21 protein-coding genes are annotated in these 24,926 nt (G+C 67.5%); 8 read left to right on the top strand and 13 right to left on the bottom strand.

What is annotated here, in order from left to right; genetic code table 11:
* Positions 1-8: 8 nt before the first annotated feature.
* Positions 9-656: a CGNR zinc finger domain-containing protein gene (locus SB771_RS23075; RefSeq protein ID WP_175660154.1), complete on the bottom strand. Its 648-nt coding sequence runs from the start codon at positions 654-656 to the stop codon at positions 9-11.
* Between the two features lie 99 nt (positions 657-755).
* Between SB771_RS23075 and SB771_RS23080 the strand changes: the two genes are divergently transcribed.
* The gene (locus tag SB771_RS23080) at positions 756-1,139 is read left to right on the top strand and encodes a VOC family protein (protein ID WP_175659994.1); all 384 of its coding nucleotides are present in this window, start codon (positions 756-758) and stop codon (positions 1,137-1,139) included.
* 192 nt (positions 1,140-1,331) lie between these two features.
* On the opposite strand, the gene SB771_RS23085 is transcribed toward SB771_RS23080, so the two are convergent.
* Positions 1,332-2,180: an ureidoglycolate lyase gene (locus SB771_RS23085; RefSeq protein WP_175659993.1), complete on the bottom strand. Its 849-nt coding sequence runs from the start codon at positions 2,178-2,180 to the stop codon at positions 1,332-1,334.
* 658 nt (positions 2,181-2,838) lie between these two features.
* Here SB771_RS23085 and SB771_RS23090 point away from each other — a divergent pair.
* A complete protein-coding gene (locus tag SB771_RS23090) occupies positions 2,839-3,663 on the top strand; it encodes an IclR family transcriptional regulator (RefSeq protein WP_105832017.1) in 825 nt (274 codons plus the stop codon).
* 88 nt (positions 3,664-3,751) lie between these two features.
* Positions 3,752-4,303, top strand: coding sequence for a hypothetical protein (locus SB771_RS23095; RefSeq protein WP_165753981.1), 552 nt, complete (start codon positions 3,752-3,754; stop codon positions 4,301-4,303).
* A 692-nt stretch (positions 4,304-4,995) separates the two neighbouring features.
* Here the strand turns inward: SB771_RS23095 and SB771_RS23100 are convergent.
* The 5 genes from SB771_RS23100 to SB771_RS23120 form a co-directional block, all read right to left on the bottom strand.
* The gene (locus SB771_RS23100) at positions 4,996-7,353 is read right to left on the bottom strand and encodes a GNAT family N-acetyltransferase (RefSeq protein WP_175659992.1); all 2,358 of its coding nucleotides are present in this window, start codon (positions 7,351-7,353) and stop codon (positions 4,996-4,998) included.
* Between the two features lie 572 nt (positions 7,354-7,925).
* Entirely contained in the window at positions 7,926-8,222 is a 297-nt protein-coding gene (locus SB771_RS23105; RefSeq protein ID WP_175659991.1) for an H-NS family nucleoid-associated regulatory protein, read from the bottom strand.
* A gap of 103 nt (positions 8,223-8,325) precedes the next feature.
* A complete protein-coding gene (locus SB771_RS23110) occupies positions 8,326-8,610 on the bottom strand; it encodes a hypothetical protein (protein WP_244096760.1) in 285 nt (94 codons plus the stop codon).
* A 61-nt stretch (positions 8,611-8,671) separates the two neighbouring features.
* Entirely contained in the window at positions 8,672-9,199 is a 528-nt protein-coding gene (locus SB771_RS23115; RefSeq protein WP_175659990.1) for a BON domain-containing protein, read from the bottom strand.
* A gap of 21 nt (positions 9,200-9,220) precedes the next feature.
* On the bottom strand, positions 9,221-10,753 hold the full coding sequence (locus SB771_RS23120) for a sigma-54 interaction domain-containing protein (protein WP_175659989.1): 1,533 nt from the start codon (positions 10,751-10,753) through the stop codon (positions 9,221-9,223).
* A 325-nt stretch (positions 10,754-11,078) separates the two neighbouring features.
* On the opposite strand from SB771_RS23120, the gene SB771_RS23125 reads away from it, so the two are divergent.
* Both SB771_RS23125 and SB771_RS23130 read left to right on the top strand, forming a co-directional pair.
* Positions 11,079-12,482, top strand: a complete 1,404-nt coding sequence (locus SB771_RS23125; protein ID WP_011659798.1) for a GntP family permease — start codon at positions 11,079-11,081, stop codon at positions 12,480-12,482.
* A 542-nt stretch (positions 12,483-13,024) separates the two neighbouring features.
* Positions 13,025-13,276, top strand: coding sequence for a DUF4148 domain-containing protein (locus SB771_RS23130; RefSeq protein ID WP_175659988.1), 252 nt, complete (start codon positions 13,025-13,027; stop codon positions 13,274-13,276).
* Between the two features lie 48 nt (positions 13,277-13,324).
* Here the strand turns inward: SB771_RS23130 and SB771_RS23135 are convergent, their stop codons facing one another.
* A complete protein-coding gene (locus SB771_RS23135) occupies positions 13,325-14,920 on the bottom strand; it encodes a thioredoxin family protein (RefSeq protein WP_175659987.1) in 1,596 nt (531 codons plus the stop codon).
* Positions 14,921-15,282: 362 nt separating this feature from the next.
* On the bottom strand, positions 15,283-15,783 hold the full coding sequence (locus tag SB771_RS23140) for a GNAT family N-acetyltransferase (RefSeq protein WP_105784677.1): 501 nt from the start codon (positions 15,781-15,783) through the stop codon (positions 15,283-15,285).
* Between the two features lie 533 nt (positions 15,784-16,316).
* On the opposite strand from SB771_RS23140, the gene SB771_RS23145 reads away from it, so the two are divergent.
* From SB771_RS23145 to SB771_RS23155, 3 genes are all read left to right on the top strand, one after another.
* Entirely contained in the window at positions 16,317-18,638 is a 2,322-nt protein-coding gene (locus tag SB771_RS23145; RefSeq protein WP_175659986.1) for a phosphocholine-specific phospholipase C, read from the top strand.
* Positions 18,639-18,875: 237 nt separating this feature from the next.
* Positions 18,876-19,145, top strand: coding sequence for a hypothetical protein (locus SB771_RS23150; RefSeq protein ID WP_006753639.1), 270 nt, complete (start codon positions 18,876-18,878; stop codon positions 19,143-19,145).
* A gap of 163 nt (positions 19,146-19,308) precedes the next feature.
* Positions 19,309-20,301: a DedA family protein/thiosulfate sulfurtransferase GlpE gene (locus tag SB771_RS23155; RefSeq protein ID WP_175659985.1), complete on the top strand. Its 993-nt coding sequence runs from the start codon at positions 19,309-19,311 to the stop codon at positions 20,299-20,301.
* Between the two features lie 67 nt (positions 20,302-20,368).
* On the opposite strand, the gene SB771_RS23160 is transcribed toward SB771_RS23155, so the two are convergent.
* The 4 genes from SB771_RS23160 to SB771_RS23175 all read right to left on the bottom strand — a co-directional run bounded on the left by SB771_RS23160 (position 20,369) and on the right by SB771_RS23175 (position 24,917).
* Positions 20,369-21,841, bottom strand: a complete 1,473-nt coding sequence (locus SB771_RS23160; protein WP_175659984.1) for an OprD family outer membrane porin — start codon at positions 21,839-21,841, stop codon at positions 20,369-20,371.
* Between the two features lie 160 nt (positions 21,842-22,001).
* On the bottom strand, positions 22,002-23,024 hold the full coding sequence (locus SB771_RS23165) for an ABC transporter ATP-binding protein (protein WP_175659983.1): 1,023 nt from the start codon (positions 23,022-23,024) through the stop codon (positions 22,002-22,004).
* A complete protein-coding gene (locus tag SB771_RS23170) occupies positions 23,021-24,013 on the bottom strand; it encodes an ABC transporter ATP-binding protein (RefSeq protein WP_175659982.1) in 993 nt (330 codons plus the stop codon). The genes SB771_RS23165 and SB771_RS23170 overlap by 4 nt, the downstream gene beginning before the upstream one ends.
* A 1-nt stretch (position 24,014) precedes the next feature.
* On the bottom strand, positions 24,015-24,917 hold the full coding sequence (locus SB771_RS23175; RefSeq protein ID WP_175659981.1) for an ABC transporter permease: 903 nt from the start codon (positions 24,915-24,917) through the stop codon (positions 24,015-24,017).
* Positions 24,918-24,926 lie beyond the last annotated feature (9 nt).

The following is a 24,926-nucleotide window of genomic DNA, read 5'->3' on the forward strand; positions in this document are numbered from 1 at the left end:
CGCCGCCGTCAATCGGTCTTGTGATAGTGGCGATATGCCTTCGCGCGATTGCCGCACGACGACATCGAGCACCAGCGACGGCTGCCGTTCTTGCTGTCGTCGATGAACAGCCACTGGCAGGCGTCGTTCGCACAACGCTTGACCTTCGCCAGCCGCGCGCTGCCCAGCAGGTCGGTCGCCGACCACAGCACCGGGCTCAACAGCCCTCCGAGCGTCGCGCCCGCACCCCCGATCCGCCACGCATAGCCGCCGTCGATGCGGGCGAGTGCTACGCGCGGTGCCGCTTCCGCCAGAAAACCGCCCAGCAGCGCGAGATCGTCGGCGTGCGGCTCGCGCCGCTCCGCTTGCGCGAGAAAGAGCCGGTACAGCGCCTCGCGCAACGCGAGCGCGCGCGCGAGCATCGCCGGCTCGTCATCCTGTTTCTCTTCTCCTGCACGACATGCGTCGGCCAGGCCAGCCGGCACGCCCGCCTGCTCGCGGCACCACGCGAACAGGTCGTCCAGCGTGCCGAAGGTTTCGGTCGGCGCGTCAGTGCCGCGCCAGTACAGCGTGTTCGCGAAATCGATGCTCAACGTGTCGGACGGCGCCGGAATCAGGCAGTCCGTCGTGACGGAAGGTTGCGTCTTGTTCATGCCGCGATCGTATCTAACCACCATGCCGGTTGACAAGCGCGGGGACGCTTTCTAACATAACCAGCATGGTGGTTAAAACAGCTTTGCCGCACCGATGTCCCCCTTCAGTTCAAGGAGCCAAAGATGATCGATCACCTTTCGTTCGGCGTTGCCCACATCGACCGCAGCCGCGCGTTCTACGACAGCACGCTCGGCGCGCTCGGCTACAAGCGGCTGCATAGCGACGACGGATCCCTCGGCTACGGCACCACCGAACCGGTGTTGTGGTTGCAGCACGCGGCGCGCCCCGTCGTCGCCGATCCCGAGTCGGGGCTGCACGTGTCGTTCCGCGCGGCGTCGCCGGTGGAAGTCGATGCGTTCTACCGGGCCGCGCTGGAGCACGGCGGGCACGACAACGGCGGGCCGGGCAAACGCGAGCGCTACGGCCCCGGCTATTACGCGGCGTTCGTCGTCGATCCCGACGGGTATCGGCTCGAAGCCCATTGCGAGCTGGACAACGTCGTCTGACCGGCTTCGGACGGACGCGGATGAACGACAAGGGCCCGATTCCGCATTGTGCGGAATCGGGCCCTTGTCTTTGCTGCATCGGTGTTCGGTTCGCGACGGTCAGCGCCGGCGACTAAACGATGCGCTCGAACGGCGGGCCGGGTGGCGGCGTGTGGCCGCCAGTTGCACCCGCCATTCGCCCCGCGCAAGCGCTTACCGCGCGTTGCGCGTGCTCTGCAACTGCTCACCGAGCCCGTCGATCCCGAGACGCACCGTCTGGCCGGCCTTCAGGAACACCGGCGACGGCTTGATCCCCATCCCGACGCCCGGCGGCGTACCGGTCGTGATCACGTCGCCCGGTTGCAGCGTCATGCAGGTCGACAGGTAGGCGACCAGCTGCGCGACGGTAAACACCATCGTGCGCGTGTTGCCGTTCTGATAGCGGTGGCCGTCGATCTCGAGCCACAGGTCGAGGCGCTGCGGATCGGGCACCTCGTCGCGCGTGACGAGCCACGGGCCGATCGGGCCGAACGTGTCGAAGCCCTTGCCCTTGTCCCACTGGCCGCCACGCTCGATCTGCCATTCGCGCTCGGACACGTCGTTGACGACGCAGTAGCCGGCGACGTAATCGAGCGCGCGCGCTTCGTCGACGTCCTTGCACGTCGTGCCGATCACGACACCGAGCTCGACTTCCCAGTCCGTCTTCACGGAGCCCTTCGGAATGTCGATGCCGTCGTTCGGACCGCAGATCGAACTCGTCCACTTGCCGAATACCACCGGCTCCTTTGGCACCGGCATGCCGGCTTCGGCTGCGTGATCGGCATAGTTCAGGCCAATGCCGATGAATTTGCCGACGCGCCCGACGCACGCGCCGATGCGCGGCTCGCCGGAGACGAGCGGCAGCGTGGCCGGGTCGATCGCGCGCAGGCGCGCGAGACCGGCATCGGACAGCGCGTCGCCGGCCAGATCGGGCACGTGCGCGGACAGGTCGCGAATCCGGCCATTTGCGTCGAGAATGCCGGGCTTTTCCTGGCCGGACGGGCCATAGCGAAGCAGTTTCATCGTGCTCAACCTCTATTGTCGAATGGGACAGGATACCGGCCGACGCAGCCGCTTGCAGCCACGCGCCGGACTGAATGTCGATCGTCGATGACGCGCGTCGGCGCCGTATCCGGCACGCCGTTCGACACGCGAGGCTCGCGCGGGCGCAGCGATCGCGGCGTCGCACCGAAGTGCGACGCGCATCGAACGGGCGGCCGCCGGTCTGCGCATCGGCGACGACGGCCCGGTATCCGCGGCATGTGCCGGCCTAAGCCGGCCGGCTTCACGCGCGGCCGCGCCGTCGCTGGCCCGCCGCTCTTTGTACCATCGGCGGCCCGCCGTGAAATGGCGCGCGACGGATACCGACTATTGGTGCGCCTGCGGGTGTTGCATCGCAGCATCCGGGGCCTCGAGTGGAGAACGGCAGGGTGTCGAACGGCGCCGTGCGTTGTCGTCGGGGCACGAATACACAATATTCGTTGCGACCCTGTCATCGAAAAGCGTGGTTGATCCGTTCTTGTTCGGTAACGATCGGTAAAAAGACGCTGCATTGCACACTAAAAGTTTGTTGTTAAGCTCGCGGACGGCCGTCAGTACCGCATGCGGGCTTCTCGAATCCGCGTGCAACGCCGGCCAGCGTGCGTCGCCCTCCGATTGGCAACTCCCGGACTTCCTACTCATGACGCAAACGACCACTGACCCGCTCCCCGGCAGCGACGCACGGGAGTCGATGGGTGCAGCCGACCGCTATCGCGCGCCCGCGCTCGACAAGGGTCTCGACATCCTCGAACTCCTGTCGGAACAAAAGGAAGGACTCACGCGCACCGAAATCACGAAGGAGCTCGGACGCAACGCGAGCGAGATCTACCGGATGCTCGAACGTCTCGTTGCGCGCCGCTATGTGATGCGCTCGAGCGGCGGCGACCGTTACACGCTCAGCCTGAAACTGTTCGCGCTCGCGCACCGGCATCCGCCGATGAACCGGCTGATCGCCGAAGCGTTGCCGCTGATGCAGCGCTTCGCGGATGCCGCCGAGCAGTCGTGCCACCTGAGCGTCTACGATCGCGGCAACCTGCTCGTGATCGCGCAGGTCGACGGCCCCGGCGCGTGGGGCGTGTCGGTGCGGCTCGGCTCGCGCGTCGGGCTCGCCGACACGGCGTCGGGGCGGGTGATGCTGTCGTTCCAGGGCTCCGAGCAGCGTGCGCACATGCTGGCCGAGCATCGCAAGGTCAAGGGCGAAACGCCGATCAACGAACAGGAACTCGCCTACGCGTGCCAGTCGATCCGGCAGGCCGGCTATGTGCGCCAGGACAGCCGCCAGGCGTACGGCGTCACGGATCTGAGCGCGCCGATCCTCGGCCCGTCCGGCCAGGCGATCGCGGTGTTGACCTGCCCGTACATGCGCCGGATCGACGCGCACACGACGCCGTCCGTCGATGTGGCCGTTGCAGGACTGCGCGATACGGCCGGTCAGTTGTCGATGTGCCGCGTGGAAATCGGCTGAACGTGCGAGCGCCGCGCGCCCGGCGCTACGCTAGAATAGCGGCCCTCTCAAAAACTACGGCGGCCGGTTGTCACGGCCGTCGTGTCCGATGGATGTCATGGCCAAACTTCTGAACGATCAAGAATTCCAGCGTTTCTCCGAACTTCAGCAGAAGCAGGCGAGCTTCACGATCACCGCCGAGGAAGCGGACGAGCTGCGCGACATCGTCGCGCGCGCCCAGAAGAAGCGCGACGATCGTGCCGCAGCGATGCTGGCGATCGAGAACTACATCGAGCAGTTCGGCATCACGCCCGACGAACTCTTCTCGCCCGAGCAGATCGGCGACGCCGCGCGCACCTACGGCCTGATCACGGCCACCAAGAAGGAACGCACGCTGCCGCCGTCGATCACGTTCAACGGCAAGCCGTACCAATGGACCAAGACGCTTCCGGACGACGTGCGCGGCGCGCTGTTCGACGCGTTTACGTCCGGCGAATCGGTCAAGCGGTTCATCGCGATGCCGAAGGACACCGCGCGTTGCGCGCTGACCATCGCCCGCCTCGAGCGCGAAACCGGTGGCGTTTATGCGGACGCGCACCTCGAAGAACTCGCGATTTCGCGTGACCAGGTGAACGACGCGGCGGCGAAACTCGCCGCGTAAACGCTGTCACGGGCACGGTTCATGCGTGCCCGCACCGACGCGGACGCCGGCAAAGGCCGGCGCCGCGCCTGGCGGAGCACTGCGTTCGCAGGCTCCCGAAAAGTCTCACCGAAGCGTCCCGTAAGCGCTCACCCGGGCATCCCGTAAAAGCTCACCCCACGCTCCCGGACACGCTCACCGCGCGCTCCCGAACCTCCTCACCGACGCCTCCCGCAGACGCTCACCGCCCTTTCCCGGAAAGGCTCACCGGCGCTTCCTGCAAGGGCTCACCGGCCGTTCCCGGGAAGGCTCACCCAGTGCTCCTGTATCAGCTCACCCAGCCGCTCCCGGAAAAGCTCCCTCGCGGCTCCCGAAAAATCTCACCTTTGTTTTGATTCCGATGCTGCGGGTGCGAATGCGGGTGTCAGCACGCCGCGCTACGGCACCCGAATCGGCGAAATGCGAAGGCCATCGACGCACGCCGCTCGCCCGCCCGCCGCGGATGCTCCGACTCGACGCTAGCGCCTCTCCTCACTGGTCGCGGAGCGTCGCATCCCATCGCGGATTCGCTCGAACACGCGGAATGGTCTGCATTGCGAATCGTGAAGAATCCGCGCAACTGCGGCCATGCGTCACGCCACAACGGCACATCATGCGTTCCGCGTCGACGGCGCACGATATCGCCGCACGTTCGCGCACCGTCGCCCACGCGACTACGATTGCAGCTTCATCCTGAACCCGACCACGCCGGGTTCCTCCGTCGTCGACACCGCGAAGCCGCATGACTTCGCCAGCGAAATCATCGCGGTGTTCTCGCGCAGCGCCTCGCCGATCATCCATGCGGTGCCGCGCGATCGCGCGTAGTCGATGATGCGGGTCATCATCAGCCGCCCGAGCCCCTTGCCCTTCTGATCGGGCCGCACGGCAATCGCGAACTCCGCCGTCTCGTTGTCGGGATCGGCGACCGCGCGCGCCACCGCGAGCGTGTGCGACCGACCCGACACGTCGGTAAACGACACGATGAAAGCCATCTCACGGTCGTAGTCGATCTGCGTCATGCGCGCGACTTGCGAATGATCGAAGCTGCGCACCGCACCGAAGAACCGCATTCGCAAATCGTCCGGTGTCATCGCGCCGAGCAATTCGTTGTGCGCCTCCTCGTCTTCCGGACGGATCGGACGGATCGTCACGGTCTCGCCGCGCCATTCGAGCGTCTGCTCGAGATGACGCGGATACGGCATGATCGCGAGCCGGCTGCGCCCCGCCGCCAGCGTGAGGCGCGGCGCGATGATGTATGCGCGGTCGGACAGCACGCGCAGCGTGATCGACATCGCGACGACCTCGCGCACGTCGCAAACAACCTGCGACAGCGCCGTCAGCGCATCGAGCGTGGGTTCGACGGGCGCACGGCGCGCGTAGGGCGAGCGCTCCATCACCGCGCGGGCGAGCACCGTATTCAGCGGCGGCAGCCCGTACACGATGAATGGCGCCGATACGCCGTCCGCCGGCGGCACCGCATAGCGGAACACCGGACCGAAGTTCGAATCGTCGTACATGTCGACCGTGATGTCGACGACTCGGGCGGCCGCCGACGCGTCGGCCGGCTCACCGTGCATCCCGAAGTGAGCGAGCCAGCGCAGCGCGGCTTCGCCAGCCAGTTCATGCTCGCCGGCATCGACCATCCGGCGGGCCTCGGCCTGCGCGGACGCGACGCACTCGAGCGGCTGCAGTGGCGTGCCCTCCGGCGTCTGCATCAGCAACTGCCGCCCGAGGTTGTAGTCGACCAGCCGCGCGTACGCGCGCGCAAGCCGCTGCGGCGTGGTGTACACCGGGATCCCGTTAGCGTGCAGGGCGTCGCGTGTCGCCGCGTCAACAGCACCGAAGAAGCACGCGAGGATGCCGCGGTATGCGTATTGCCGCGATTCGATCAGCGTGCGCGCGACCGCCTCGGCCGGCGCGCTGTGGGACGTCGAATGCACGACGAACAGCGCGCCCGTTTGCGGAAACGGCGCGAGCGCCTTGACGGCGGCGCCGAAATGCTCGGGACGCGCATCGTCGCCGAGCATCAGCGGATTGCCGGGCCCGGCGAGATGCGGCAGCGCGGCCGCTACCGCCGACGTCGCCGCTGCCGGCCAGTCGGCCAGCACGTCGCGCACCTCCGCGACCGCATCGCCCGCAAGCTTCGCGACGCCCGCGTCGCTCGTCACGAGCGTCGCCGCGCCACGCGCGGTGACGCGACCGACGCCGAGCGTCTCGATCTCGTCGAGCAGATCGTCGAGCGCATCGACGCGCACCATCCCTGCACGCTGGAATGCCGCCGTGTAAAGCGCGTCGCCGGGATCGGCGCGCCCGGTGCGCAGCGCGAGCACCGGCTTGTTGCGCGCCGCCGCGCGCGCTGCCGACATGAACTTGCGCGCGGCGCATACGGTGTCGAGCTCGAGCAGGATCGCGCGCGTGCCGGGATCGCTGGCGAGGTAGTCGAGCACATCGCCCGCGTCGACGTCGGCCTCGCTGCCCAGCGCGACGACATGCGAAAAGCCGAGGCCTCGCGCATCGGCCCAGCCCAGTACCGCGTTCGTCAGCGCGTTCGATTGCGACACCCAGGCGACGCCGCCCGATCGCGCCGTATAGGCCGGCGCGCCGAAATGCGCATGCCGCGCGGGCGACAGCACGCCGAGACTGCCGGGCCCGACGATACGGAGCACGAACGGCTTCGCGGCCTTGAGCGTGCGATCGAGTGCCGTGCGATCGGCGTCGGTGCGCGCTTCGCCGACGATCACCGCAACGCGCGTGCCGAGTTCGCCGAGCTTGCGCACGATGCCGGCCCATGTGGCAGGCGGCGTGCAGATCACGGCGACCGATGGCGGCGCGGGCAGGCGGTCGACATCGGCCACCACCACATGCCCGTTCAGTTCGCGGTACTTCGGATTGACGGGCCACACGGGCCCGTCGAACGCACCGTCGAGCACGCGCGCCCACACCATCGCACCGATACTGCCGGCGCGCGACGATGCACCGACGACGGCGACGGACCTGGGCTGGAACAATGCATCGAGATGGCGGACGGTCACATCGGCTCCCTGCGGTAACGAAAGACGATTCGACCGGCACACGGAACAGATAGCCACGTGCCGGCCGACGCGAACTCCAAGCATAGGCGAACCCGATGCGGCTGCCTATATGCCGAACGGCAGACTGTCCGACGCGCATCAATGCCCGCAACATGCGCCTGTCACCGACGCCTTCGCACGATGCAACGGACGAAGGCGACACGAGGCGGTCATCCCGGTCGCCACTTCAAAGGTGAGGATTTACAGGAGCCATGGTGAGCAAGTTCGGGAATAGCACGGCGCAGCGTGTCATTACGCGTGAGGTGAAGGCAATCGGCCGTACGTCAGCACCGCGAAAATCGAGCATGCCGATGCGCGCATGCCGCGTCATTGCGCGATTGTTTACGGGAATTCGCGGCGATATCCGCGCGAATTGCAGCGAATTCGCAAAAAGGCATCCGTTAATCGCGCGACATTGCCGTTTGATTCGCGGCCCCGAATCGCATTGCGGCGACCCAAAAACAAAACGGTGCGACGGCCGCATGGCCGTTCGCACCGTCAGTCAGCGCACGAAAGGTGAGGATTTTCGGGAGTCAGTCCTTGATCAGGAAACGCGCGCGGTTCTTGCCGAGCCACGCCGGCGCACGCCCGCGGCCGCTCCACGTTTCGCCCGTCTTCGGGTTCAGGTACTTCGGCGGCAACGGACGCTTCGGCTTCACGGCAGCGGCGGCGCCCATCGGAAGGAAACCGAGCTCCTCCGCCGTAATGTCGAACTCCTCGATTTTCGCCCGAATGGCGGCAATCGCATCGGCAATCGCCTTTTCGCGTTCCTTGTCGATCTTTTGCTGAAGTTTTTCGAGCTGCGCAGTCAGTTGCCTGTAGGTCGCCATATGGATGGGACTCCGTGAGTGTTATTCATGAAAAATAGCCGACTCCAAGCGAATAGAAAAGCGCTTCACCCGATCATGATTTCCTCAGCCGGTCGTGACGGGATCAATAACCGCTTTTCTTCTTGCATGCGAAGAGAAGATTTCGCACGGCGTCATCGGTCGATCGCTGGATGACATCGAATTCTCCATTGCAGAGGGCTCGGGCGTTGTCCGTGCAATTGCTCCAGTCGCCGCCGGTGCACTGCACCTGCGTAGTGGGGCGTCCGTCCGAAGTAAACAGTGGCGCCCCGCCGCCGCACCCGCCCAGCCCCGCAACAAGGGCCAACAATCCGGCCCGACACCTATGCGTTCGAGGCCACCGACAGACCGCCGCAAGCATGTGTTTCATTGTTGTTTCCGTCAACCTATTTTTGAATGTCGCGAGTATGCCATGCACTGTCGCACCGCGTTCAGTCAGGTGTCCGCTCGGGGCGTCCGCGCGTCTTGTACGGCACGGCCCGGCGCGGATCGTCGGTGATGCGAACGAATACCTGCTCGACGTCGGGAAGCGCGCCGAGTTCGCGCGCGAGCGCCTGCCGATCGAATGCCGGATCGGCACACCCTTCGACGTAGATGAAGCGCCGTTGCACGGTAATCCACAGGCTCGTGCCATGCAGACGATCGGTGCCCGCGAAATGCGTTTTGGCCGCCGCGGCGATCGGCGCGTCATACATATAGGAATTCGGTTTCGTGCAGCGGTGGGCGAGCCAGCAGGTGGTCCCACGCTCGACCCGGTAGTGCGCGTCGTCTTCCATCTCGGCGCGCGTCATCCACGGGCCGAGCGGCAGCGGGCATTCGGCGAAATCCCGCGACAGCACGATGAACGGATCGTTGTACCAGTTGCGCCGTGCCGCGGGTGCATCCGCGTCATTCGACTGCGCGAACGAGGACGTCGCCGCCAGTACGGCCAGCCATCCGGCGATGCCGATTCGCTTCATCGTTGTCTCCTGTCGGGCACTTCACCGGTGCCGTTCCTCATGTCCGCGCGCATCCGCCGCCGCGTGCCATCGATCGATGCCCAGCGCCGCCAGTTTCTTGTAGAGCGTCGCCCGACCGATGCCGATGCGCGCGGCCGCTTCCACCACCTTGCCGTCGCAAGCGGCCAGCGCATCGATCAGGAACTGGCGCTCCCACGCGGCCAATGCATCGGTATACGAAACGACCGGCGCACCGGGCGAAGCCGATGCGTCGCCGGCATCGCGGCCGGCCGACGACGGCGCGACCCGCGCGCCCGCCGGCACGCTGTCGGGCGCCACACGCACCGGCCCGAGGAACGGCGCGAGCGCACGCGCGTCGATCACCGAGCGATCCGACAGCATCAGCGCACGCTCGAGCGTGTTGCGCAGCTCGCGCACATTCCCCGGCCACGGATACGCGCACAGCACCCGCAGCGCATCGTCGGTCAGTTCGCAATGCGCGGCGCGGCCGTGCTGCGCGGCCAGTTCCTCCAGCGTCGCGTAGACGAGCGCCGCGATGTCGGACGCGCGCTCGCGCAGCGGCGGCGCGTGAATCGTCAACACGTTGAGCCGGTAATAGAGATCCGCACGAAAGCGGCCGGCCTCGACCAGCGCGGGCAGGTCGGCCGACGTCGCGGCGATGATCCGCACATCCGCGCGCACGATCCGGTTCGAGCCGAGCGGTTCGAATTCCTTGTCCTGCAATACGCGCAGCAGCTTGCCCTGCAGCGGCAGCGGCATGTCGCCGATCTCGTCGAGAAACAGCGTGCCGCGATCGGCCAGCTCGAACTTGCCGACGCGGCCCTTGCGATCGGCACCGGTATACGCACCGGGCGCCGCGCCGAAGAATTCGGTTTCGAGCAGCGTGTCGGGAATCGCCGCGACGTTGACGGTCACGAGCGGCTGGAGCGCGCGCGCCGACGCCGCGTGGATCGCATGCGCGAGCAGTTCCTTGCCGGTGCCCGTCTCGCCGAGCAGCAGCACCGGCGAATCGACCTGCGCCGCGCGCCGCGCCTGCCGCTTGGTTTCGAGGCTCGCCGCGCTCGTGCCGACGAAGCTCGCAAACGTGTATTTCGCTCGGCGCGCCTGCGCGAGCGAACGCTGCGTCGCGATCAGCTGTTGCTGAAGCTGCGCGTAGCGGGAAAAGATCGGCGTGAGCGTCTTCAACTGGTCGAACAGCGCGAAGCCGATCGCGCCGACCGTCTCGCCCGCCTCGTTCTTCAACGGCAGGCGCGTGACGACGAGCGGCTCGCGGCCGGTCTCCATGATGTCGAGCAGGATCGGTTGTCCGGTCGACACGACCTCGCGCATCAGGCTGTTCGGAATCACCGCCTCGCAGTCGAGGCCGACCGCCTGCTGCGGATCGGCGAATCCGAAACGCGCCGCATAACGCTCGTTCATCCACACGACGCGCGCGTCGCGATCGACGACCACCGTGCCCGCGCTCGAATCCTCGAACGTACGAAACAGCGACTCGGCGGCGCGCCGCAGCACGTCGCCGTAATTGACGGGCAGGCGGACCCAGTCGTTCATCATCGTATCGTCGTCTCCGCATATGCTTGGCCGGATGTCTCCAGAACGAGACGAAGTATCTCATTTCAGAGATACGCCGGAATGCCTTGTCAGGGAAAGCCCTTGCCGATTCGACGGGTTGTCCGGACGGCCAATTCGTCTCCGGATGGAGACGTTTTATGTAGAATCTTCAGACATTGGCCGGCGCGGGCCCGCCGGCCTGCGCCGGACCCATGTCCGGCGGCGCAATCCGGCCGATGGCACGAAACCTGCACGAACCGTCCCGGTCCGCGGCGCGTCCCGCGATCGAACAACAACCAAAGCCATTCCAAGCAATTAGGAGACTCCCTTGTCTTTCGTGATCGTCCTCGCCGCGCTGGCGTTCCTGATGTTCGCCGCGTATCGCGGCTACAGCGTGATCCTGTTCGCGCCGATCGCCGCGCTCGGCGCGGTCCTGCTGACCGACCCCGCCGCCGTCGCACCGGTCTTCTCCGGCATCTTCATGGAGAAGATGGTCGGCTTCGTCAAACTCTATTTCCCGGTGTTCATGCTCGGTGCCGTGTTCGGCAAGGTGATCGAGCTGTCCGGTTTCTCCGAGTCGATCGTCCATGCGGCGATCCGCTACATCGGCCGCTCGCGTGCGAACGCGGTGATCGTCGCGGTGTGCGCGCTGCTCACCTATGGCGGCGTGTCGCTGTTCGTCGTGGTGTTCGCGGTGTATCCGTTCGCGGCCGAACTCTATCGCCAGAGCAACATTCCGAAACGATTGATGCCCGGCGCGATCGCGCTCGGCGCGTTCTCGTTCACGATGGATTCGCTGCCCGGCACGCCGCAGATCCAGAACATCATCCCGACCACGTTCTTCAAGACGACTGCGTGGGCCGCGCCCGTGCTCGGCACGATCGGCTCGCTGTTCATCGTCGTCGTCGGCCTCACGTACCTGGAATGGCGCCGCCGTTCGGCGATGGCGAAGGGCGAAGGCTACGGCACGTCGCTCGTCAACGAACCGGAACGCGTGGAAGCGAAGTCCCTCCCGCATCCGGCGCTGGCGATCCTGCCGCTGATTCTCGTCGGCGTGTCGAACTTCGCGTTCACGAAGTTGATCCCGCAGTGGTACGGCGCCGCGTCGTACACGGTCGCGCCGGACGTGCTGCCCGGCGTGCACGCGCCGGTCACGACGTCGATCAAGACCGTCGTCGCGATCTGGTCGGTCGAGGCCGCGCTGCTGCTCGGCATCGTGCTGGTCATCCTGACCGCGTTCAAGCGCGTGAGCGGCCGCTTCGCGGACGGCTCGAAGGCCGCCGTCGCCGGCGCACTGCTCGCCGCGATGAACACCGCGTCGGAATACGGTTTCGGCGGCGTGATCGCCGCGTTGCCGGGCTTCCTCGTCGTCAGCGATGCGCTGAAGAGCATTCCGAACCCGCTCGTGAACGCGGCCGTATCGGTCAGCTCGCTCGCCGGCATCACCGGTTCGGCGTCGGGCGGCATGAGCATCGCGCTCGCCGCGATGTCGGACCTGTTCATCAAGGGCGCGCAGGCGGCCAACATTCCGCTGGACGTGCTGCACCGGGTCGTCGCGATGGCCAGCGGCGGCATGGACACGCTGCCGCACAACGGCGCGGTCATCACGCTGCTCGCGGTCACGGGCCTCACGCACCGCCAGTCGTATCGCGACATCTTCGCGGTCACCATCATCAAGACGCTCGCGGTGTTCTTCGTGATCGCCGTGTACTACACGACGGGCCTCGTGTAACGCTGTGCATCGGGCGGCGTTCCACACGCCGCCGCACTTCGGTCGGCCGCATCGACGCGGCCGACGCTCCTTTCCCCCGCACCCGCTCGATCGCCCTGCATCGCCGCAACAGGCAGCGCGGCGCGACGTCCATCACGTGGCACCTTCCCGATAGGCCGCATGCAAACCGCGGCGAATCGCCTGGAATTCGCCTCCGCCGATCCGCTCCCCGACCGACCGGAACCGCCCAACGCCACGCCGCTGCACGGCCCGGACGGCCCGGACGCCTCAGCATCCGCCACGCGCCGCCACCGCCATCCGCCACCGCCACCGCCACTCCTGCTCCTGCTCCTGCTCCCGCTCCCGCTCCCGCTCCCGCTCCCACTCCCACTCCCACTCCCACTCCCACTCCCACTCCCACTCCCATTGTTACCAGCAGCAGAACACTGCGTTGGGAGCGATCGCATTTTTCCCGCGCGTGGCCGGGCCTACACTGTTTTCAACCGCAGCCGCTTCGTCGAACGAAGGCCGGCCGCCCCGTCGGAAACATGGAGGTCCCGATCATGAAGCGCCTGATTCAAGCAGTTGCCATCGCCCTGGCCGTATCGGCCCCGCTCGCCGCGCACGCGCAGTCGAACCCGCCGCTCACGCGCGCGCAGGTTCACGCCGAAGTGAAAGCGCTCAAGCAAGCCGGCTTCCAGCCGAGCGACTGGTTCTATCCGGCCAGCATCGTTTCCGCCGAAGCGAAGATCGCCCGCGAACAGAGTGCCGGGTATGGCAGCGATCGCGGCGCGGCGTCGGAGTCGAGCCAGTAAGCGCGGCCTCCGCTTCCTCGACCCGCCCGACCGCACCCGTTTCCGCCGTTACGCCTTCACCGGCTGAATCAATTTCGCGCATGCCGCTGCCTGCGGGTCGCCCGCCGGCAGCTTCGCGCATACCCCATCGAACTGCTTCACCACCGACCTGACCGACGCATCGTGCGCGCCGCCGCCGCGCCAGCGGTTCAGTTGCGTGACGACCTTGGTCAGCGCCCGCAGGTTCGCCCCATAAAACGCATCGCGTGTCTTCCCGGCCTGCGCGAGCACGCTCGCGGCGATCGCCTCGATCCGCGCCGAATCGTCCGGCGCCAGCGCGACCGCATTCGCGAAGTAGGTCGCGCCCCAGCGCAGTTTCGTCGCCGGTCCGCTCGCCGAGTCGTACGCCTTCCGGTACCAGTCGAGCGCCGCGGCCTTGTCGCCGCGCGCCTTCGCATTCGCGGCCAGTCCGGACATGAAGTAGTACGGCGTCGCCGAACGCGGCAACTCGGCCTTCAGCAAGACATCGGATTCGTCGTACAGCCCTGCGTCGGTCAGCGTGTCCGCCCCTTCGCTGACGAGCGCCTGCCGCTCGTACGGATTCGCGGCGCCCTGCACCGATGCCGCGATCTGCTTGCGTGCGGCATCGACCAGCGCCGGTGCGGGGAGCGGCGCGCCGTCGTGCGCATCGCCGCGCGCGAGCAGTACGCGGCCGTGCAGCGCCATCAGGCGGTCGATCGACGACAGCGTCGTGTCGGTCGACAGGCGCGCAAGCGCCGCGTCGTATGCGCCGCGCAGCTTCGCGCGCTGCGCGGCATCGCCGCCGAGGTAGGCGACCACGCGCGCGGGCCCCGCGACGAGCACATCCGAATCGGCCCGCGCCAGCGCCGGCTCGCGCAGCACCGCGCGCAGCGCATCGGCGAGCGCGGCCTTGTCGAGCGCGCCGGCCTGCGCGGGATCGTCCGAGGACGCGACCACCGCCGATTTCAACGCGAACCGCGCGGCGTCCGCCTTCGCGCCGGCTGCCCGCGCCCGCTGCGACAGCGTCTGCAGCGTCACCGCGACCCGATCGGGCGGCACCGGCAACGCGCCATCGGTGTCCCATGAATAGTCGGCGAGCAGATGCCATTCGTCCGGCGTCAGCGACGCACCGTTGTTCAGCGCGGTCGCGAGCGTCTGCCGCACCGGGTGCGCGGCCGTCATCCCGAGCGACAGCGCCTGCATGTAGCGATCGAGATCGGCTTCGCCCGGCAGCCGCGTCACTTCGGTGCCGTCCGGGCGGAACAGGATCATCGTCGGATAGCCGTGCACCTTGAAGCGCTCGCCGAGCTTCTGCGCGCTTTCGGTATCGCCGTCGAGATACACCGGCACGAAGAACGACGAGCGGGTCTTGAACGCCTGCTGGCTGAAGATCGTCGACTTCACCTGGTTGCACGACGGGCACCACACCGCGCCCCAGTACAACAGCAGCGGCTTGCCCGTGCGCTTCGCCAGCGCGAACGCGGCATCGACGTCGCCTTGCTGCCACGCGATGCCGGGCGGCAGATGCGCGCCGTCGCCCGACGGACTCGACACGGCAGCGCCCTGCGGTGCGGGGTTGGCGAACGCCGCACCGGCGGCGGCGAACAGGCAGGCGGCAGTCAGGTTGCGGAGAACGGTTTTCATCGAGGCGGGTTCCGTTGAAAGAGACGGTTGCGGGATGCGGCGTCGCGTGACGGTCGGCGCCGGCACGTCAGCGACGGCTGACCCATGCGTGCGAAGCGGCGAGGCGAAAACACGGCGAAACGACGAAACAACGAAACAACGAAGGGCATCGGCGGATGGCACCGCGCATGCCGGAACCGGCCGCGCGCGTCGTGCAGGCGTCGACGCAAAAAGCCGCGACCGGCAAATCGCTCGACGATACGATTCACGCGGCCGGTTGAAAACGAACGAATTCTCGAATGAATATGACGTGCGGCATCGCCGACGTGCGCTCACGCGTTGCGGGCGCAACGATGCACCGCCGCGCTGCGTGCACGCCTCCATTACTGCCGCCCTTTGATCCGCGCCATCTGATACACCGACGCATACGCGCCGTCGCGTAGCGCGTAGTCCGGCGCCTCTCCCTCGATCCGGAAACCGTGCTTTTCATACAGCGCGATGGCCGCCGGGTTGTCGACGAATACGGTCAATTCAAGGCGCGTGACGTTCAGCCAGTTTTCGGCGAGTTCGATGGCGGCGGCCAGGAGCCGGCCGCCGATGCCGCGACCATGATGCGACGCATCGACCATCATCCCGAGCGACGCCGCATGACGCCGGCGCGGGTTCTGCTCCGGATGCAGCGCGAGATGGCCGACCACCGCGCCGTCGAGTTCGGCGACGAGGCTCACGCCCTGTTCGTGCAGGCGTTCGAGTCGCTGCTGCCATTTCTCGTGCGACGGAAACGGTTGCTGGAGCGTGTTCATGTACACCGCGGGGTGCGCGACGATCTGCCGGATCGCGTCGACGTCGTGCGTCTCGCTGTGCCGGATCGTGATATCGGTCATGACTGGGTAGAGTCGAAAGTATCGGGCCGGGGCACGTTGCCGCGCGAACGCAACAACGCATCGAGCTTATCCGATTTCACACGAATGAAACATGGTCACAGCGCAACGCGATTCCGTTGCATGCACAACCACACCACATTGCTCCGACCTAACGAAATCGGTAATTTCTAACCGATCCAGCCGCCGGGAATCGGTAATTTCAGACCATTCCGGCATCTTCGCGGCGGCGCCACCGATTAGTTGCGCTCGCAACCTAACCATCATCCTCACCGCACGTCATCGCGTGTCATCCGCGCATCACGTCGACGTCATCTGCGCTCCCTAGACTGGGCGCCGCCCCGCCCGGCACTCGCCGGGCACGCGTGGGCCGAGATCCTGCCCCGCGCATCACGAGCGTGCGGTGCGCAGGATCGCGACACCGGCCGACGCGCCGACACGCACACGCATCGCCAGCCGTCCCGGAAGGGGGGACGACGCACGGGCGCAACCAGACGAAGTCACGAACGCTCCCATCATCACAGGATCAGAACGCCATGACGTCACGCCGCAAATTTCTTCAGCAAACCGCGACTTCCGGCCTCGCCGCCGCCGCGCTGTCCGCGTTTCCGCCGAGCATCCGCCGCGCGCTCGCGATTCCCGCGTTTCACGAAACGGGGACCATCCAGGACGTCAAGCACGTCGTACTGCTGATGATGGAAAACCGCGGGTTCGACGGCTACTTCGGCACCTTCAAGGGCGTGCGCGGTTACGGCGACCGCTTCGCGGTGCCGTCGCCGAACGGCCGCGACGTGTTCCACCAGACCTACACGAAAACCATGCCCGCCGCGACCATCACGCCGTACCACCTCGATGCGAGCCAGGGCAACGCGCAGCGCGCGGGCGGCACGCCGCATACGTGGGCCGACTCGCAGGCCGCGTGGGACCATGGCCGGATGAACCGCTGGCCCGACGCGAAAACACCGCTGTCGATGGGCTATTACGACGCGGCCGAAGTGCCGTTCCAGCGCGCGCTCGCCGACGCGTTCACGCTGTGCGACCACTACCACTGCGGGATGCACACGGGCACGATCGCGAACCGGCTGTTCTACTGGAGCGGCACCAACGGCCCGAACGGCATCAACCCGGCCGACGGCAGCCGCGTGAAGCTCGCCGCGCTGAACAACCAGTTCAACGGCGGCAACGACATCGGCCCGTCGAGCCAGGGCTGGACGTGGACGACCTACGCGGACCGGCTGCAGCAGGCCGGCGTGAACTGGAAGGTCTACCAGAGCCTGATCGACAACTTCGGCTGCAACGAGATGATGAGCTTTCGCCACTGGCGCGCGGCCATCGAGCAGATGCCGGCCGCGCGCCGGCCCGCGTACGTCGCGTCGACGGACATCACGCAGCCGGTGACGGCGGCCGGCGCGTTCTACGATCCGGCGATCGACGATCCGTTGAGCCCGCTCGCGAAGGGCTTCGGCAACACGATGCCGCATGGCTTCCTCGAAACGTTCCGTGACGACATCCGCAACGGCACGCTGCCCGAGGTGTCGTGGATCATCCCGCCTTCCGTGTACAGCGAACATCCTGGGCCGTCGAGCCCCGCGCAGGGCGCGTGGTACGTGCAGGCGGTGCTCGACGCGCTGACCGCGAACCCGGAGGTGTGGAGCAAGACCGTGCTGCTGATCAACTACGACGAGAACGACGGCTTCTTCGATCACATGCCGTCGCCGGCCGTGCCGTCGCGCAACGCGGACGGCTCGCTCGCGGGCGGCCATACGCTCGCGACTGCCGACGTCGCCGTCGAATACCACGACTTCGCGCCGGCCACGTCGAGCCAGCCCGCGGCCGACGGCCGTCCGTACGGGCCGGGCCCGCGCGTGCCGATGTGGGTCGTGTCGCCGTGGAGCCGCGGCGGCTGGGTCAACTCGCAGGTGTTCGACCATACGTCGACGCTGCTTTTCCTCGAGAAGCGCTTCGGCGTGGTCGAGCCGCAGATCAGCGCGTATCGCCGCGCGGTGTGCGGCGACCTGACGAGCGCGTTCAACTTCCGCACGCCGAACAACGAACCGCTGCCGACGCTCGCGGGCCGCACGACGAAAAGCCAGGTCGACGCACTGAGCGCCGCGCAGCAGGCGGCGCCGAAGATCACGCCGCCGGCCACGCCGTCGCTGCCCGCGCAGGCCACCGGCGTGCGTCCGTCGCGCGCGCTGCCGTACGAGCTGCATGCGAGCGCGCAGGTCGATGCCGGCAAGGGCACCGTCACGCTGAAGTTCGCGAACACCGGGCGCGCGGCGGCGGTGTTCCACGTCTACGACAAGCTGCACCTCGACCGCGTGCCGCGCCGCTACGTCGTCGAGCCGGGCAAGGCGCTGCGCGGCGACTGGGCGGCGCTCGCCGACGACAGCGGCAAATATGACCTGTGGGTGCTCGGCCCGAACGGCTATCACCGCCGCTTCACCGGCGACCTGGCCCGGCTGGCCGGCGGGCGGGCGCCGCACCCGGAGATCCGGGTCGGCTATGCGGGCGCGAGCGGCAACCTGCATCTGCGGCTGCGCAACGACGGCGGCAGCCCCGTGCGCTTCACGGTGAAGTCGAACGAGGTGTACGGCGCACTGTCCGGCCGCGGCGCGAACGACGATCACCGCCACGGCAACGAGGACGACAACCGCGCCGGCACGACATGGACCGTCACGGTGCACGCCGGCAGCCAGTCGGAACTGCACTGGAAGCTCGACTCGACCGGCCACTGGTACGACTTCGTCGTCACCGCCGACAGCGACGCGAGCTTCTCGCGCCGCGTGGCCGGCCGCGTCGAAACGGGCCGCCACTCGGTCAGCGACCCGGCGATGGGGCTCGCCGACCGCTTCTGACGGCTGCCGCGCCCGCCCGGCCCGATCCCGGCCGGGCGCCGGGCGCGGCGCGGCCCGATCCGGCTGAAACGCCCGCCCGGCGGGGCTCAAACATCAGAAGGATCGGTGGTGCAACCCTCTTTTCGCGCCCACGAAAATGCTCCGTGTTGCGGCCCGTTCGCGTTAAACTTCGTCAAGCTGCATTCAACAACGACATCTTCGCCAATCTGGCACACACACGACACGAGGATAGGTTCGATGCGCACTACCGGCTCATCCGGGGCAATGACCCTGCTCACCGAACACGACCCGGCCGACGGCCGCGAACTCCGCTCGCTCAGGCTCGAATCGACCAGCGACGGCAAGAGCGTGCTGCTGATCGAGATCGACGAACGCAAGCCCGGCATTCACCGCGAGGTCCGCTACGAGATCACGCCGGCCGAACTGATCGCGGCGATCCGCTCGCACGGCGCCGAGCTGCCCGGCGAAAACCACGGCGCCGCGTCGCTCGCCCGCACTCCTTCCTGAAGTCCGACGGTGAGCCGCGTGCAACGCATCGGCTCACCGTTCTGCCCGCATCTCCCTGCCGCCGTCAGGCGCTTTCCGTCATTCCCCGACGCACGGTTGAAAATGGCCGATAATCGGCCCATCTGTGTAGTCTCCCCACGCGCTTCCTTTTCGGCCAGCCGTCATGCTCCGTGACCTCGTCGCCCAATACGGGCCGCTTCTCGTGTTCGCCAACGTACTCGCGGCGGCCATCGGCCTGCCCGTGCCGGCGATGCCGACGCTCGTGCTGTTCGGCGCGATGGCCGCGATGCATCCGGCGATGATCGGCTCGCAGCTCGTGACGGTGCTGGCGCTCTCGGTGCTCGGCGCGCTGATCGGCGACACCGTGTGGTACGTCGCCGGGCGGCGCTACGGCGGCACGACGCTGAAGACGATCTGCCGGCTGTCGCTGTCGCGCGATACCTGCGTGAAGAAGACCGAACGTTTCTTCGGCCGCTACGGCGTGCGCGTGCTCGCGGTCGCCCGCTTCATCCCGGGGCTGTCGCTCGTGTCGGTGCCGATGGCCGGCGCGCTCGGCACGCGCTATCGCACGTTCGCCGGCTACGATGCGCTCGGCGCCGCGCTGTGGACGATCGTCGGACTCGTCGCGGGGCTCGTGTTCTACCGGCAGATCGACTGGCTGTTCGCCGGCGCGAGCCGGCTCGGCCGCGCGGTGCTGCTGGTGATCGTCGCGCTGCTGGCGATCTATGCGGCCGTGCGCTGGATGCGCCGCCGCGCGCTGATCCGCCAGCTCGCGAGCGCGCGGATCGGGGTCGACGAGCTCGACCGCCTGCTGGGCGACGCGTCGGCGCCCGTGGTGCTCGACGTGCGTTCGCCCGAGCATCGCAAGCTCGACCCGTTCACGATTCCCGGCGCGCAGTTCGCGGACGAGCGGCGCATCGACGACATCGTCTCGCGCTATCCGCTCACGCAGAAGTTCGTCGTGTATTGCTCGTGCCCGAACGAAGTGACGGCCGCGCTGATGGCCAAGCGCCTGCTCGACGCAGGCTTCACCGATGCGCTGCCGCTGCGCGGCGGCCTCGATGCGTGGCGCGACACCGGCCGCCAGCTCACGTCGCTGGTGGAAGAGGTGCCCGCCGCGAACGATCCGGTGGCGGGCTTGCACAAGCCGGCCTGATCGAACTGACGGCAGGCCGGCCGCGCAAGACGGGAAATACCGCGGGGGACGTTGCATCCCCCTTCGATCAGAACGCGTGTAGCGGCACGTTCACGACCAGGCGATACTCGCGGTTCGTCGCGTCCGAGTAGTGCGCGGAACCGTTGTGCCACATCGCGATGAACGTGACCTTCGTGTCCTTCAGCTTGCCGCTCTGGAACGTGTACGACGGGATGAAGCCGAACTCGTGGTGACGGCCCTGTACCGGCGCGCCGTTGGCCCAGTAGATGCTCGACTTGCTCGGATCGTTCGCCGCCCCGGCGCTGCCGTCCGCACCCCAGCCCGTCACGCCCCAGACCATCGCCTTGAAGCCCGGCAGGCCCGCTTCCTTGCCGTAGAACGTGTAACGCAGCTGCAGCGACTTTTCGTGCGGCGCGTTGTAGTCGACGTCCATCGAGTTGGTCAGGAAGATACCGTTGGTTTCGTTCAGGTAGTCGAAGAACTGATCGCCGAGCACCTGCTGGAAGCCGAGCAGCAGCTCGTGCGGGCCGTGCTGCGCGGCCAGCGACAGGCTGTATGCGTTGTTGTCGATCTTGCCCTGCAGCGCGTCGCCGGTGTCGTGCGTCGAGTAGACGTTGCCGAAGCCCGTCCACTTGATCGTCTGCGTGCTGCCGATGCTGTGCTTCACCGACGCGTAGTACTGGTGCCACACGTCGTCGGCCTGGTTCGCGTACAGCGCGACTTCGCCGTTCGGCGAGTAGTCCCACGTGCCGCCGACGTAAGTCAGGCGGTTGATGCGCGTGCCGCCGTATTGCGTGGTGAGGTTGGTGAGCGTCGTGTGACCGCGCGCGTCGGTCTTCGTGAAGCTGCCGGCCTCGAGCATCACGTTCTTGAATTCGTTGCTGACGATCGTCGCGCCGAGGAACGTCGGCGGCAGTGCGCGGTTGTCGTGCTGCTCCATGAACGGGTTGTCGACGGCCTGCAGACCGTACTTGACCACCGTGTTCGAGATGCGCGCCTTGATGTCGTAGATGCCCGGGTAGGCCCACGCGAGCTGGTTGCCGCCACCGCCGCCCTTCGCGATGTGCACCATGCTGCCGGCGCCCTGGCCGCCGTCGAGCTTCAGCGCCGCATACAGCGACGCGTCGAAACCGATCCCGATCAAGCCCGTCGTAAAGCCCGATTCGAAGTTCGCCATCGCGCCCTGCACCCACGCGTGGCGGTGCGGGCCGCCCTTGCTGTCGAGCACGTCCGAATAGTTGCGGAACAGGAAGTCGAGATGGCTGTCGGCAATGAAGCCCTTCGACTTCGACTGGGCCGACGGCTCGTCCGGCGGCGTGACGGCCTGGGTCGCTTCGGCGTTGATCACGGCGTTCGGGGTCGTTGCCTGCGCAACGGTCGAGCTCGCGCCGGCGGACGGCGCAGCCTGCGCGACCGTCAACGGTGCGGGGGCCGCGTCGTCGGCGTGCGCGACGCCGGTCAGCGACACGCCCGCGAGCGCCGGCAAGCCCCATGCAAGCAGCATCTTCGATGCCGTCCCGATCGTCTTTTGCTTTTTCATCGTCATTCTCGTCTTGTGTTGATGTCGTCCACGCCGGTTGCGATCCGCTTCCAGCCCCCCGGCGAGCCCGGTTAAGGACGCGCCTTTACCCGCGGCGCGAAGGTTGTTCGCGCCGCACCCTACCCCTGTTGACCTGCCTGGTTATGTTTGCTGCGTTACTTCACGCCGCCACGCCCGCCCGGATGCACGCGACACGCGCCGCCGAGCCGTGCCGCACTTCCGGCAGCGGCACGTCCTGCGCGCACGCGTCGATCGCGACCGGGCAGCGCGTGCGAAACGCACAGCCGGACGGCGGGTTGAGCGGCGACGGCATCTCGCCCGCCAGCAGCATCGGACGGCGAGCACGCTCGCGCGCCGGCTCCGGCGTCGGCGCCGCATCGAGCAGCGCCTTCGTGTACGGGTGCTGCGGCACGCCGTACACGTCATGCCGCGTGCCGAACTCCATCACGCGGCCGAGATACATCACGAGCACGCGCTGGCTGATGGCCTTCACCACCGCCAGATCGTGCGCGACGAACAGATAGGACAACGACAGGTCGCGCTGCAGATCGCGCAGCAAGTTCACGATCTGCGCCTGGATCGACACGTCGAGCGCCGAGACGGGTTCGTCGCAGATCACGAGCTTCGGCTCGCTGATCAGCGCACGCGCGATACCGACGCGCTGGCACTGCCCGCCGGAAAATTCGTGGGGATAGCGCAGCAGGTGATGCGCATTCAGGCCGACGCGCTCGAGCATCGTGATCACGCGGCGGCGCACTTCGGTGCGGCCGAGGCCCGCGTGGTGCGTGACGAGCGGCTCCGCGACGATCTGCTCGATCGTCATGCGCGGATCGAGCGACGCGAGCGGATCCTGGAAGATCATCTGGACTTCGCGGCGCATCGCGGTGCCGCGCAGATGATCGGGCGCGACGGCATCGCCGCGCCAGCGCACCGTGCCGGCCGTCATCGGCACGAGGCCGATCAGCGCGCGCGCGAGCGTCGACTTCCCGCAGCCCGACTCGCCGACGAGCCCGACCGTCTCGCCGCGCTTCACGTCGAACGACACGCCGTCGACCGCGCGCAGCGTGCCCTTCGGCGACCACGGATAGCCGCCGAGCGGCACGCGGAAATGCACCTTCAGATCCTCGACGGACAGCAGCGTGTCGCCCGTCGCGCCGGCATTGCGGCGTGCTTCGACGCTCATCGCAGACCTCCCGCCAGATCGGCCAGCGGCCGGTGGCATGCGCGCACCGCGCCCGCCGCGCCATAGGTTTCGAGCGCGGGGCGCGCCGCACCGCAGCGCTCCTCCGCATACGTGCAGCGTTTCGCGAACGCGCAGCCGGCCGGCGCGGTGCCGGGCATCGGCGGATTGCCGGGAATCGCGACGAGCGGCGCGTCGTCCGCATCGGTCAGGCGCGGCAGCGCGTTGAGCAGGCCGATCGTGTACGGATGCGACGGCGCCGCGAAGATCGAATCGGCCGGCGCGTATTCGACGGTGCGGCCCGCATACATGACCATCACGTCGTCCGCGAGGCCCGCGACCACGCCCATGTCGTGCGTGATCAGCACGATCGCGGTGCCGCGCTCGCGGTTCAGCTCGCGCAGCAGGTCGATGATCTGCGCCTGCACGGTGACGTCGAGCGCGGTGGTCGGCTCGTCGGCGATCAGGATTTCCGGCTCGGACAGCAGCGCCATCGCGATCATCACGCGCTGCCGCATGCCGCCGGAGAACTCGTGCGGATACATGCGGATGCGGCGTGCCGCATCGGGAATGCGCACCGACTCGAGCGCCTCGATCGCGCACCGGGTCGCGTCCTTGCGCGACAGCTTGCGATGCAGCTGCAGCGTCTCGGTCATCTGCCGCTCGATCGTGAGGAACGGATTGAGCGACGTCATCGGATCCTGGAAGATCATCGCGATGCGGTCGCCGCGCACCGCGTTCAGCGCGCGCGTATCCATCTCGAGCAGGTTGTCGCCGCGATAGCGCGCCGTGCCCGTCGTCGTGCCGTTGCCGGCCAGCAGGCCGAGCAGCGCCATCACGGTCTGGCTCTTGCCCGAGCCCGATTCGCCGACGATGCCGAGCGTCTTGCCGGCCTCGAGCGAGAACGACACGCCGCTCACGGCGTCGACGGGCGGTGCATCCTTGCGCGTGAAGCGCACGCCGAGGTTGTCGACTTCAAGTAATGCTGCCATTTCAGCGATCCTTCGGGTCGAGCGCGTCACGCAGGCCGTCGCCAACGAAGTTCACGCAGTAAAGCGTCACGCACAGCATGACGGCCGGTGCCAGCAGGAGCCACGGCATCGATTCCAGTTTCTGCGCGCCGTCCTGGATCAGCACGCCCCAGCTCGTCATCGGTTCCTGCACGCCGAGGCCGAGGAACGACAGCACCGATTCGGTCAGCACGATGTTCGGCACCGAGACCGTCGCGTACACGACGACCACGCCGAGCAGGTTCGGCACGATGTGGCGCCGCACGATCGATGCCGGCGACACGCCGATCGCGCGCGCCGCATCGACGAACTCGCGGTTGCGCAGCGACAGCGTCTGGCCGCGCACGACGCGCGCCATGTCGATCCACGAGAACGCGCTGATGGTCAGCACGACCAGCAAGAACGAGCGGCCGAACAGGGTCATCATCAGGATCGCGATCAGCAGGTACGGGATCGCGTACATCATGTCGACGATGCGCATCATCACGGAGTCGACCCGGCCGCCCGCGAAGCCGGCGGTCGCGCCCCACGCGACGCCGAACAGGCCGGACACCAGCGTGCCGAGCAGGCCGACCTCGATCGACACGCGCCCGCCGATCAGCGTGCGCACGAGCAGGTCGCGCCCGAGTTCGTCGGTGCCGAACCAGTGCTGGTTCGCGAGCGTCGGCGGCAGGCTGATCGACGCCCAGTCGCTCGTCGCGGGATCGGCGGCGAGCAGCCACGGGCCGGCGAAGCACGCGAGCGTGATCAGCGCGAGCAGCACAAGGCTGAACAGGGCCGCGCGGTTGTGAAGGAAGCGCGCGAACGCGAGCGCGAGCGGCGAGCGCGAACGCGGCGGCGAGTCGGTCTGCACGGGCAGACTGACGACGGGAGTAGTCGGGGTCATCGCAGTGCC

Origin of the sequence: Burkholderia sp. SIMBA_051, from assembly GCF_046534915.1 — a bacterium.
Taxonomy (GTDB): Bacteria; Pseudomonadota; Gammaproteobacteria; order Burkholderiales; family Burkholderiaceae; genus Burkholderia; species Burkholderia ambifaria.